The organism is Psychrobacter proteolyticus (assembly GCF_039762275.1).
GTDB classification, from domain to species: domain Bacteria; phylum Pseudomonadota; class Gammaproteobacteria; order Pseudomonadales; family Moraxellaceae; genus Psychrobacter; species Psychrobacter proteolyticus_C.
Window position 1 is genome coordinate 449,717 of record NZ_JBDLOB010000002.1, and the last position, 11,848, is coordinate 461,564.

Here is an 11,848-nt window from a genome sequence, read left to right on the forward strand (position 1 = left end):
TGAACGACACTATAACATGGTCATTTATTAATTCGCGCAAAGCTAGTGCCAGTTAATTCCTACAATTATAAAATGCCTGAGCAATAATTACAAATTTATCCATTCAGTAAGAATATATACATATTTAATCAGTAAATGAATGAATAAGGATATTACTAATTTTAACAGTGATTATTATGACAAACTTTAATCCGCTTGCTAGGTATAGTCTGCCAGTTTTCGGTGTCATTATTTATGAGTTTTGTCTCTAAAATATATTTATAAACCCAAAATACTGCTCCGATAATGCTGCTATAAACTTGCTCAAAAATAGATGAATTTTAAGCAAAATAACCTGACAGACATATTTTGATACAAAAATTACAGCGAATAACTACCGCCACACCGCGCCAATTGGACACATGGTCCATAAAAGTTTTTTCAAATCATCAAGAATTGCTGCTAATATACCCTGCGTACTAAATGAGTTGAATGCACTTTTACCGTTCAACCGACAATGACGCGAGGGTATGCGTCTGTAGTAATTTATTCTAACAAGTCAAACCAATGGAGAGCAATTTATGGCTGATACTAATGCCAAACTAACCGTGAATGGTGAAGAATACGAACTTCCTATTATTAAAGGTACTTTAGGGCGCCCAGTTATCGATATTGCTGCTTTACAAGACTCAGGATTTTGGTCTTATGACCCTGGTTTTAAAGTAACTGCTCCTGTTGAATCAAAGATTACTTATATTGATGGTGGCAAAGGCGAGTTATTACACCGCGGCTACCCTATCGACGAGCTAGCGAACAATGCTGAATACCTAGAAGTTGCTTATGCACTTCTACATGGTGACCTACCTACTGCTGAGCAAAAAGCAGAATTTTTTGAAAAAATCCGTGAGCATACTCCTGTTCATGATCAACTGCGTAAGTTCTTTGAAGGCTTCCGCCGTGACGCGCATCCAATGGCTATTATGGTTGGTGTCGTTGGTGCCTTATCAGCGTTCTATCATGAAGATCTAGACGTGAGTAATGAAGAACATCGCGAAATCACAGCTATTCGTTTGATTGCTAAGATGCCTACGCTTGCTGCGATGAGTTATAAATACTCACAAGGCGAACCGTTCATGTATCCGCGTAACGACTTTAACTACGCAGAAAACTTCTTATACATGATGTTTGCAACACCTGCTGACGTAGACTACGAGAAAAACGACGTTATCACTCGCGCAATGGACAAAATCTTTACCTTGCATGCTGACCATGAGCAAAACGCTTCTACGTCAACGGTACGTTTAGCTGGTTCTACTGGCGCAAACCCTTATGCGTGTATCGCTGCTGGTATCGCAGCCCTTTGGGGACCATCACATGGCGGCGCGAACGAAGCTGTTCTTGAGATGCTAGACGAAATCGGTACTGTTGAGAACGTGCCTGAGTTCATGGAAAAAGTGAAAAGCCGTGAAGTGAAGCTAATGGGCTTTGGTCACCGTGTCTACAAAAACTTCGATCCACGCGCTCAAGTAATGAAAGAGACTTGTGATGAAGTTCTAGAAGCACTAGGTATCAACGATCCTAAGCTTGAATTGGCAATGGCACTAGAGAAAATTGCGTTAGAAGATCCGTTCTTCATCGAGCGTAACCTATATCCAAACGTTGATTTCTACTCTGGTATCATCTTGAAAGCCATTGGTATCCCAACATCAATGTTTACCGTAATCTTTGCATTGGCTCGTACTTCAGGTTGGATCAGCCATTGGTTAGAGATGCACAGCGCTCCGTTCAAAATCGGTCGTCCACGTCAGTTATACACTGGTGAAACGCGCCGTGATTTTGTAAAAGTTGAAGATCGCAAGTAAGCAAAAATAATATTTATCCAATAAAAAATCCCGCTATCGTGCGGGATTTTTTATTGTCTTAACTCTCTTTATTCGATACTGACTACTTTATAAGAAATGACTAACTAAATAAGTTCATAAAATTATAGTCAGTTACTGAAACTCTTTTAACGTTTGCTCATATTTAGCAATCTGCTCATCGTATCCTTCGATGGTTTCATTAAACTTAGCCATTAAAGCTTCAAACTCTTGTTGCTGCTTCTGTTTCATTTGTTGCATATCAACCACTTGTTGGGCTTCTATTTGTTCCCATACTTGATGCTGAATAATTAAACGGGCAAGTGCCGGACTTTTTGCACTTACTCTACCAGCAATCTCTGCATGCTCAAATAACTGCGGAACCAAGGTCGCCACATTGATTAATGTATCAGAATCCTCTGCGCTCAGCGGTGTTGTCACCGGTTGATATAAGGCATCCATGGTTTGCTGATAGCGTTCTATGATTTGATCCTCGGTCAACATAACAGGTTTACGCGGCTCAAGACTGATGCGTTTTAATACCGTTAAATCACGCTCACCAACTTCAGTGCTAGTATTGACGTCAACCTCTGCATCTACATTCGTATTATTGTCTACCAGGGCGATATCGATATTCGATGACACCACTTCTTCAGAACTGGTAGCGGTAGTATTTGTGTTAGGAGTGATATTATCGATTGCTAATTCGTTATTACTATCTGTATTTTCACTATTATTAGTATTCAGTAATAAAAGCTCCTCACTGTCTGACGCATCTGCCGCTTGCAATGACTCATATTCTGCTTGCAATCGTCTCTGTAAACTCTGTGCCTGTGCGACATATATCGGCTGAAATTGTTTTATGCGCGCAGCAGCTGAGTCACTTTTTGGCATAGGCTGACTGTCTTCTACGCTTGTTTTTTCACTGGTTTGACTGTCATCAGCTACAGGCGCTGTGTCAGACTGCTGACAGCCTGTCAAAAACAACACTCCTGACAGTGCGGCTACAAGCAAAGTCGGTGGGTAGCGGGTATCAACATTAGGCTTTACTGACAAAAATTTAAACATGAGAGTGCATATCCTTTGGTAAAGCAAAATTATTAAAGGGTAAATTACAATTACGGTTCATTGTTTTTTGATTTTTAGCAATACAATTAACTGTTAAATCGTCCAATATAGTTATCTAGTATTTATCCAACTGACCTGTATCTCAATTGCTATATAGTTTAATCGTTCTATAGCTCGGTTAGGACTTCTCATAAGCCAAGCTTACTATTACTTTTAAAAACTAGAGGACTGATAGATCATCAGTATTTTTTGCCTTAACAATAGACTGCACCGTCAAAAATGGAATACAAGCTTCCCACTCTTGGCAGTTCTGACCACGCTGACGACGTACAAAATAGTCTTGAACCATGCGTGCTTGCTGCTCAATACCATACTTAAAAAATGATTTACCTGTTTCTAACACGTAGTCGTATTTTCGGTTGATGATTGCTCCGCGTACAACCTTTAAGCCTTGCTGTAACTGCCATACGTGCGTTAGCTCGTGTATAAGCCAGCTTTGTTTGCTCAGTGGAGCTTCGCTAAAATCCGCAATCCAATCGACAGCATTAAAATAAATATTGCCATTGGGGCTAACGGCATAATGTTTTAGTACCCACCATGCTGTCTTCAATTGCACTGCATCGAGTTTGATGCTGTCACCAAATACTGAATACGCCAATGCTATCTCGCCAGCTGTCAGATAACGTGACTGCTGTTTGCCTGTATCACTACGCAAGTAGCGATTGAATAAGCGTTTAAGAATCGGTTCAGACATCGTTAATGTAATACCTTATATTTGATAAGCCATTTTTAGTGTTTAATAGTTAATAGTTAACAGTCGCAATTAGCCAACTTTTCTCATCGATACGGTAGGACTGGTAATAGTAGAGCCGTTAATATAGGTAAATGGTGAAAACTAAAGTGCTCCGGACACAAGCTATACGCTTAGATAGCTTTCATTAACATATTTTTGCGTTAGCCTAGCCTGTATAGCCTATAACAAGTACCATCCTTATAAACTAGCTTACTTCTACTGCTGATGTCTAATACTCATTACTATTATAAAATTGCTGCGAAAATCATGCCAAACGTATACGAGTGTCGAAACCCAATGAGAATGGTGAAGTTAGCCTAGTATGCTGTTATTTGAATTTAACTATAGAGACCTTGCCGTTACTACCTTTGCAGCTAGTAAATAGCTTTTTCATTTTTCGATAGAGAGTCTTATGTCACCTAACTTCCATGCCGATACCCCACTTGCTCAGCGTATGCGCCCTACTTCTCTTACCGATATCATTGGTCAAGAGCACTTGCTAGCAGCTGGTGCACCGCTACGACGTTTAGTAGAGCAAGGGCATCTGCCATCTATTATCCTGCATGGTGAAGCAGGTATTGGCAAAACGACCATTGCGATGTTATTAGCCGATGCCGTCAATCGACCTTTTCATGCGCTTTCTGCATTAAATACTGGGGTCAAACAGTTACGTGAAGTCTTAGATAATAAAGACTCACTGGCATTTGAATCACCTGTGGTATTCATTGATGAGATTCATCGCTTTAACAAAGCCCAACAAGATGCACTTTTGGGCGCGGTAGAGTCTGGTGATATTACTCTGATTGGTGCTACCACTGAAAACCCATCATTTAGCGTCAACAATGCTCTACTATCACGTTGCCAAGTTTATCGTTTAGAGCCATTAACACCTGAGCAGATAAGTACCGTGCTGCAACGAGCACTCTCAGAAGACAATATACTCAAAAAGTTGACCGTCGATTTACAAGCAAAAGATACTATTAGTCAGCTGGCTCACGGTGATGCTCGAAAAGCGCTAAATTTATTAGAGTTAGCCATTCAGACCGCTGATACCAAGCAGTCGCCGTTGATTATCAATGATGAATTGGTCAGCCGAGTGGCACAGACTGCTTTGGTAAGATATGACAAAGATGGTGAGCAGCATTACGATATTATCTCAGCGATGATAAAGTCAGTCCGTGGCTCAGATCCGGATGCGGCATTGTATTGGATGGCACGTATGCTGGTAGGCGGTGAGCCTGCAGATTTTATTGCGCGGCGCTTAGTGATTTTGGCCAGTGAAGATATCGGTAATGCTAATCCTAATGCCTTACTCCTAGCTGATGCGGCATTGCGTAGTGTGCAATCTATCGGTATGCCAGAAGCGCGTATTATTTTAGGGCAAGTTGTGGTGTATCTAGCGACCAGTGCCAAAAGCAATAGCACTTATAAAGCGATCAATGCTGCAATGGCGTTGGCTGAAAAAGATGCTTCACCTGTACCGCTACATTTGCGCAATGGCGTCACCAAACTGATGCGTAGTCAAGGCTACGGTCAAGGTTATGCTTATCCGCATGATTATCCTAACCATTACTACCTTCAAAGCTACTTACCAGATAATTTGGTTGGTACCAGTTTCTATGAGTTTGCAGATAATCAGCGTGAGCAGCACAGTAAGCAATTTATGGATTGGTTAAAAAGCCAAGCTGCGAGCAATGATTAACTGTGATATAGATCAATAAAAAAGATGGCGCCTAGATTTATGAGTCAGTTTTAATGGTCATTGATAATATTTATGACTATTTTTGACATACTGAACGATATAGTGGGAAGATGGCGCAGCACATGACGCTGAAAAGCGTTAAAATAACCTCATAATGATATATACAAGCAATTAAGCGAGTCACTTTTATATCAAATTATATTGCTTATAGCGCGATTTACTTGACCGTAGTAGCGCTTTGCTTGACCGTAACAGCGCTTTGTATTACCTACTGCTACAATAAGCAGATAGAGCCCTATATTCCAAATGACACCTATTTATAAATAATAAAATATTGAGATTTACTATGAGTTTAAATGCAATCCCTGAGATTATCGAAGACATTCGTGCTGGAAAAATGGTCATCTTGATGGATGATGAAGACCGCGAAAACGAAGGTGATATCATCATGGCAGCGTCCCATGTGCGCCCTGAAGATATTAACTTTATGATTACTCACGCGCGTGGTCTAGTTTGTTTGACCTTATCACAAGCGCGTTGCCAGCAATTGGCACTGCCACTGATGTCAGATCGTAACGAGGCGAAGTTTAGCACCAACTTTACTGTCTCGATTGAAGCTGCTGAAGGCGTCACCACGGGTATTTCTGCTGGTGATCGTGCACGTACTATTCAGGCAGCGGTATCTTCGTCAGCGAAGCCTGAAGACATCGTTCAGCCTGGTCACATTTTTCCAATTATGGCGCAAAACGGCGGTGTTCTTCACCGTGCAGGCCATACAGAAGCGGGTTGTGATTTAGCACGTTTAGCAGGTCTAGAGCCTGCAGCGGTGATTGTAGAGATTATCAATGCAGATGGTACGATGGCGCGCCGTGACGACCTTGAAATATTTGCAAAAGAGCATGACATTAAGATAGGCACGATTGCTGACCTTATCAACTACCGTATCGCTAATGAGCAAACGGTCGAAGAGATTGAGTCACATCCTTTTGAAACTGAACACGGTACTTTTACGCTACATCGCTTCCGTGAGTTTGGGGCTGAAGAAACACATTTAGCCTTGGTAAAAGGTGATGTCAGCGAAGGCGTCAGCACTGTACGTGTACACGGTTTCCACCCATTACGCGATTTGTTTGCAGCTAAAAACGATATGACTGGCCGTAGTGGCTGGAGCGTACAGTCAGCACTAGAAGAAATCAGTGCTTCAGATCGTGGTGTGCTGGTATGGATTGGTAGCAATCAGCCAGTTGATTTAGGAGATGCGCTGGACAAAGCCGCGGTCAACGAGTCTCAATCAACCATTACGCAACAACCATATCGTAGTATCGGTGTTGGTGCACAGATATTACGTCATTTAGGGGTGCGTGATATGCGCTTATTATCATCACCAATGAAGTTTTTTGCATTGTCAGGTTTTGATCTAAACGTAGTTGATTTTGTTCATGCACCGCAGCAAGACTAACGACTGTGTAAGAAAATAGTTGCAGAATGAGTGATAAAAAAGGCACGCTGACATTATGTTAGCGTGCCTTTTTTTTGTTTTTAGCTTTTAATTTATAATAGTCTTTTTGAAGAAATGAACAATCGACTCACATAGGAACCAACCTAAAGCTCAGGCGTATGACCAAACTTGGCTTCCAGTGCTAGCAGCCGTTGACGCTCTGCTGCTGTCCATGGCAACTTATCTTTTCCATCACTATCCAGACGCACTACCACGGCCTCTGCCGTAGCAACGATGATCTCTTGCGCGGTACTATAGTAACTATATTCCATCGCCATACTTGTATTGCCTAAACGCTTACAACGAACTCCTAATAATAACGTATCAGGATAGGTAACTGGGCGTACATACTGGCAGCTAGACTGGGCTAAAACAGTGACCATACTGCCATCAAACATACCTAGCGCATGCAGATAACTGATACGTGCTGACTCAGCGTAACGATAGTAAACCACATTGTTCAGGTGATTGAAGGCATCCATCTCTCCCCACTGTATCGGCTGATAATGAATAACAGGATAATGAGCTAGTAATTCAGGGCGGTGTTCGTTTGCTGTATCAGATATAGATGTTGAGCTTTCATTAGAATGGGTCATTGCTTACCTTACGTTTTATATTTTCTGTATTAACTATTGCGACTAACTCTCGTTAGCGTTGCGGCTTATCCAAAATTTCTGTCGTCAATAATGGCGTTGGTTTTGGTGCATGAGCAATCAACTGATTTAGCCATACAATTACTTCTGGTATGTCACTCGGTGCTTTCATTGTCTCAAGATTACTTTGACCATCGATTGGTTTTTTATCAGCTTGTACAATGCCAATCGCACCAGCTTGTGCTGACTTTTTATTGTCGCTATTTGATGCCTTAGGCACCAACGTTTTTAACTGTTTGCGTGCTTGCGTCAAATAGCTGACCAGTTGATCCTGCTTACGCATATTACTGGCTTGGCTTGCTAAATTTAACGTCATGATGACTTCATGAATAGTGAGCTGACGACGCGTTAAGTTTGTACCACTATCCGCTGGGGCATCAGTAGCATTGGTTGTTTTGAGCTGCTGTTTATTTTTAATAGCTGCATCTACCAGCTCTCGACGCTGTAAATCCGTACCTTCATAGCTGCCAAGACGCTCATGACTGTGCAAAAACTCCTGAATATTTTGAATCGCAAGATTTTGTATTTGCCATGGGCTTGGCTGAGAGCTTTGGGCCTGCAGATGCTCAATATCTTTTAGCAAACTTTGCTTGATAACGATGGTTAGCGCAGGTGCAATCTCATTACTGCTTTGCGATAACTGCCAATGTAGACCTCGCAATAACTCAATCGCGGCACTGTCATTACTATCCGCCAACAGTCTATCAGCAGCTTTGATTTGGATACGCAACAAGTCCAACTGATTCTGCGCTTGGCTACTGGCCTTAACTCTAGGTTCTGGCAGCGTCTGCTGACTCATGGCAAATAGACGATCGTCCATTTCGTTTAATCGACTGATTACTTGCTCATTGCTCTGCAAACGATCGTTGACACTATGCTGAAAGCGCTGCTGACTAATATATAGCCACAATAATGCAGCGATCAGTAATAAGATAACCAGCCATTGCATCCGTAGCAGCAAAATATTTGCTTGCCGGCGCTGCTGAACAGTAGAAGGATCCTTAGATAAGGACTCAGAATTCATTGACATAAGGCAGTACCGTTATTGGTATAGATAAACATGTTTAAAGCAAATGGAAAGTTTAAAGTATTATATTTTAGAATGAATGGCTGAGAGAATCGTATCTGGCGACAAATCTTCTACTCGCCAGTAGTTCAACTGCTGTGCTGCGACCATATTGGCAAGACGCTCACCCAACACAACGTAGGTAAAATCTTTTAATGTAAGCGAAAGCCGCTGCTCTATATCAGCCACTGCATCAGAATCTTGCTCTTCATCGACCGTCGTTGATTGACTGTCATTGACAATATTTGACCAATGCTCAAAAGCTGCCGCACTGCTGATTACGACAATTGGCTTTGGCTGCTTCAGTAGGGCAATATCTGACGCAGTACTATGAGTAAGAAATGCTTGTTGCCACTGCTGATACTGAGTCAATGCATCGATAGGCATCGTACGCTCGTACCAAGCAATACTATCGATATGTACACCGCGCGTCTGCAATGTATCAACCAATAATCGTCGACCACCAAGCCCGCGCCATATCAGTAATTTATCGCCTGCTTGTAAGCTATCGATTTCAGGCATTGCTAGCATGCCCTCATTATTGGCAGTCTCAGGCTGAAGTATTTGATAGCTCGTTGTATCTATACGCACCTGACTAAACTCTGCCGCTGTTGCTTCACCAACTGCAATTAGAGGACTAGGTAGGGATAACCCTTCTAGTAAACTCTGTGCGTACTTGTCATTACCGTCTTTCGTTTTGTATTTACGCTTTTCATGTTCAAGTGATTGCCAAGCGACTAGCCCTGAAGCGGCAGCAGTTGGGCTGACGATAACAAGCGCTTTGTACTCCCCCGCCAGCCACTGATGCATTAATGCAATATCTAGATCAGTTGTTGGACGTGGTCGTAGCGTCAACATTGGCATCTCAACCACTGTCAATCCTGCCGCTTGCAAATGCTGAGTCAACGGTGCTGCTCGCTCTACTGGGCGAGTATTGATGACAACTTGCGGCATTACTTTTGACTTCTCATTAGAATAGTTCTTATGAGAAGTTATGTATGTAGATTGAGTTGGCATTGATGACATCGATATACCATGACAAAAAACGAGTGAAAAAGGCTTAAGTATACAAAAATGGCTGATGCTTAGATCAGCCTATCTTACTGTTAATCAAACCTATAGCGACTGTACTTTTACTACTCAGGCTGATAAATGGCTGACAAAATATCTCCTGCGCCATCAGCAAGTAGCATTTCTGCGACATCGATACCCAATTGGTTGGCTTGGGCTTCTTGCTCGGCTTGTGTCCCAACCAACGTAGCTCGTTTGTCTGCCTTCAACAATTCGCTACCATCGGCCTGACCCACTCGACCGCGTAGCCATAGCACATTCCCACTATCGTTATTGCCGTTATCGCCATTGTTATCATTATTAACACTGGTTTCTTCAGCTGTCTGCAGAACTGCATACGCGGCGATCGGTACTTGGCAGCCGCCCTCTAAATGACGGTTCAGAGCACGCTCAGCGATAAGTCGAATACGGGCTTTATCATCGTTGAGTGGTGCAAGTAATTTGAGGACTTCTTCATCGCCTTCACGGCATTCGATTGCTAAGGCACCTTGCCCAACTGCAGGCAAGCAAGCTGCGATATCAAGCTCACCGCGTATTCTCTCGTCCAACTCAATACGTTGCAAGCCGCTCGTTGCCAGAATAATGGCATCGTATTCACCTGAATCCAGCTTGCCCAAACGGGTGCCAACATTGCCGCGCAAAGTTTTGATTTGCAGGTCAGGACGATAGGCTTTGATCTGGCATTGACGACGTAAACTTGATGTCCCAACGACTGCACCTTGTGGTAGTTCATCAATACTATTATAAGTATTAGAGACAAAGGCATCTGTTGGTGAGGCGCGTTTACAGTAGACGCCTAATGTGAGGCCTTCGGGAAGCTGCATCGGTACATCTTTTAGCGAGTGCACTGCAATATCGGCTTGTTTGTCATACAGCGCTTGTTCAAGCTCTTTTACAAATAATCCTTTACCACCGATTTTGGCCAAAGGCGTGTCCAAAATCTTGTCACCCTTAGTGACAATTTTTAGTAAATTAATCGTCATATCAGGATACAACGTCAATAAACGATCGCGAATATGCTCGGCCTGCCATAAGGCTAAAGGGCTTTGACGTGTAGCGATATTTAGAGTAGTCAAAACAGGTTGCTGCGGATTGCTCATAAAGGGCCTCAATAAGTTCGATACTAATACTATAGTGGCTATAGTCCCTATGTCAGTACTATTCATATTTATAATGAGTAATATCGATATTACTCGATAGGGCAAGTTTGCCAAAGCATAGGCGACTCAAATGATTAATAGTAGATGCTGACGCAAAAAAATACCCCTATTTAAGCATAAATAAGGGTTTGATGATATGGAATGATTGGTCGCTATCAGGACAGCCTATTACATGCTTTGGATTTTATCACGTAAGGCAGGTAAGTGACGACGACTGACCGCTAGCGTCTCATCAATACCTTTAAAACGTATCTGATACTGACCTGCGTCTAGGGTTTCTAAAAAGTCCAAATAACTAAGGTTGATGATGGCATTGCGATGTACTCGGAACAGACGATCATCAAACTCTTGCTCTAATTCTTTTAGCGTTTCATCAATCAATACCATGCCGTCTTTGTGACGCACTTTAACGTATTTTTGATCTGCTGCAAAATAGTAGATATCTTTTAGCTTAATCAGTTCAACACCGCGATGCGTACGAGCAGCGATATGTTCACGTATCGGACGTGCTGTCGGGTCTTCAAGCTTGCGAATTTCATTTAATTGAGCGGCATTTAAGTTCTTTGCTTTGTTTAATGCCTCTAGTAGCTCATCTTTGTTTGCAGGTTTCAACAAATAGCCAATTGCATTGGCTTTTAATGCTGCGATCGCATAATGGTCGTATGCCGTCACAAATATAATCGCTGGTGGATGCTCAAGTTTGGCAAGTTCTTGAGCACAACGCACGCCGTCCATTTCAGGCATTCGGATATCTAATAATATAATATCTGGCTGCTGGGTTTTTACAGCGACGATGGCTTCTGCACCTGTTGTGGCCTGAGCAACTACTTCATGGCCTGACTCCTGTACAATTCTCACCAAGCGCTCACGCGCTAGGGGCTCATCATCACAAACTACGATACGCATGCAAACTCCCATCCAAGGACATACTTAATATTTCATTTAATAATATTACGGCTATATTAGCACTCATTATCAATCACTTAGAATATAAAATCT

At 42.3% G+C, this 11,848-nt stretch carries 10 protein-coding genes; 3 read left to right on the plus strand and 7 right to left on the minus strand.

Features of this window, described 5'->3' with window-relative positions:
* Window positions 1-560 precede the first annotated feature (560 nt).
* The gene (gene gltA / locus ABFV72_RS04945) at window positions 561-1,841 is read left to right on the plus strand and encodes a citrate synthase (protein WP_347162661.1); all 1,281 of its coding nucleotides are present in this window, start codon (window positions 561-563) and stop codon (window positions 1,839-1,841) included.
* A gap of 132 nt (window positions 1,842-1,973) precedes the next feature.
* On the opposite strand, the gene ABFV72_RS04950 is transcribed toward gltA, so the two are convergent.
* Window positions 1,974-2,906: a hypothetical protein gene (locus ABFV72_RS04950; RefSeq protein ID WP_347162662.1), complete on the minus strand. Its 933-nt coding sequence runs from the start codon at window positions 2,904-2,906 to the stop codon at window positions 1,974-1,976.
* Between the two features lie 220 nt (window positions 2,907-3,126).
* Window positions 3,127-3,660 carry a type IV secretion protein Rhs gene (locus ABFV72_RS04955; protein ID WP_347162663.1) on the minus strand — a complete coding sequence of 178 codons (534 nt, stop codon included), beginning with the start codon at window positions 3,658-3,660 and terminating at the stop codon, window positions 3,127-3,129.
* 451 nt (window positions 3,661-4,111) lie between these two features.
* Between ABFV72_RS04955 and ABFV72_RS04960 the strand changes: the two genes are divergently transcribed.
* Window positions 4,112-5,401, plus strand: a complete 1,290-nt coding sequence (locus ABFV72_RS04960; protein WP_347162664.1) for a replication-associated recombination protein A — start codon at window positions 4,112-4,114, stop codon at window positions 5,399-5,401.
* Window positions 5,402-5,747: 346 nt separating this feature from the next.
* A complete protein-coding gene (gene ribBA / locus ABFV72_RS04965; RefSeq protein WP_347162665.1) occupies window positions 5,748-6,860 on the plus strand; it encodes a bifunctional 3,4-dihydroxy-2-butanone-4-phosphate synthase/GTP cyclohydrolase II in 1,113 nt (370 codons plus the stop codon).
* Between the two features lie 143 nt (window positions 6,861-7,003).
* Here the strand turns inward: ribBA and ABFV72_RS04970 are convergent, their stop codons facing one another.
* From ABFV72_RS04970 to ABFV72_RS04990, 5 genes are all read right to left on the minus strand, one after another.
* Window positions 7,004-7,495, minus strand: coding sequence for an acyl-CoA thioesterase (locus tag ABFV72_RS04970; protein ID WP_347162666.1), 492 nt, complete (start codon window positions 7,493-7,495; stop codon window positions 7,004-7,006).
* 52 nt (window positions 7,496-7,547) lie between these two features.
* Window positions 7,548-8,582 (minus strand): hypothetical protein, encoded by a 1,035-nt coding sequence (locus tag ABFV72_RS04975; protein ID WP_347162667.1) that lies wholly within the window; start codon window positions 8,580-8,582, stop codon window positions 7,548-7,550.
* A gap of 60 nt (window positions 8,583-8,642) precedes the next feature.
* Window positions 8,643-9,644: a uroporphyrinogen-III synthase gene (locus tag ABFV72_RS04980; protein ID WP_347162668.1), complete on the minus strand. Its 1,002-nt coding sequence runs from the start codon at window positions 9,642-9,644 to the stop codon at window positions 8,643-8,645.
* A gap of 110 nt (window positions 9,645-9,754) precedes the next feature.
* Window positions 9,755-10,789 carry a hydroxymethylbilane synthase gene (gene hemC / locus ABFV72_RS04985; protein WP_347162669.1) on the minus strand — a complete coding sequence of 345 codons (1,035 nt, stop codon included), beginning with the start codon at window positions 10,787-10,789 and terminating at the stop codon, window positions 9,755-9,757.
* A gap of 228 nt (window positions 10,790-11,017) precedes the next feature.
* A complete protein-coding gene (locus ABFV72_RS04990; protein WP_102078269.1) occupies window positions 11,018-11,755 on the minus strand; it encodes a LytR/AlgR family response regulator transcription factor in 738 nt (245 codons plus the stop codon).
* Window positions 11,756-11,848 lie beyond the last annotated feature (93 nt).

Excerpts from the sequence above, each read along its gene's own strand:
- ABFV72_RS04980 (WP_347162668.1), bottom strand. The coding sequence starts at position 9,644 with ATGTCATCAATGCCAACTCAATCTACATACATAACTTCTCATAAGAAC.
- ribBA (WP_347162665.1), top strand. The coding sequence starts at position 5,748 with ATGAGTTTAAATGCAATCCCTGAGATTATCGAAGACATTCGTGCTGGA.
- ABFV72_RS04970 (WP_347162666.1), bottom strand. The coding sequence starts at position 7,495 with ATGACCCATTCTAATGAAAGCTCAACATCTATATCTGATACAGCAAAC.
- ABFV72_RS04960 (WP_347162664.1), top strand. The coding sequence starts at position 4,112 with ATGTCACCTAACTTCCATGCCGATACCCCACTTGCTCAGCGTATGCGC.
- ABFV72_RS04990 (WP_102078269.1), bottom strand. The coding sequence starts at position 11,755 with ATGCGTATCGTAGTTTGTGATGATGAGCCCCTAGCGCGTGAGCGCTTG.
- ABFV72_RS04955 (WP_347162663.1), bottom strand. The coding sequence starts at position 3,660 with ATGTCTGAACCGATTCTTAAACGCTTATTCAATCGCTACTTGCGTAGT.
- ABFV72_RS04950 (WP_347162662.1), bottom strand. The coding sequence starts at position 2,906 with ATGTTTAAATTTTTGTCAGTAAAGCCTAATGTTGATACCCGCTACCCA.
- ABFV72_RS04975 (WP_347162667.1), bottom strand. The coding sequence starts at position 8,582 with ATGTCAATGAATTCTGAGTCCTTATCTAAGGATCCTTCTACTGTTCAG.
- gltA (WP_347162661.1), top strand. The coding sequence starts at position 561 with ATGGCTGATACTAATGCCAAACTAACCGTGAATGGTGAAGAATACGAA.
- hemC (WP_347162669.1), bottom strand. The coding sequence starts at position 10,789 with ATGAGCAATCCGCAGCAACCTGTTTTGACTACTCTAAATATCGCTACA.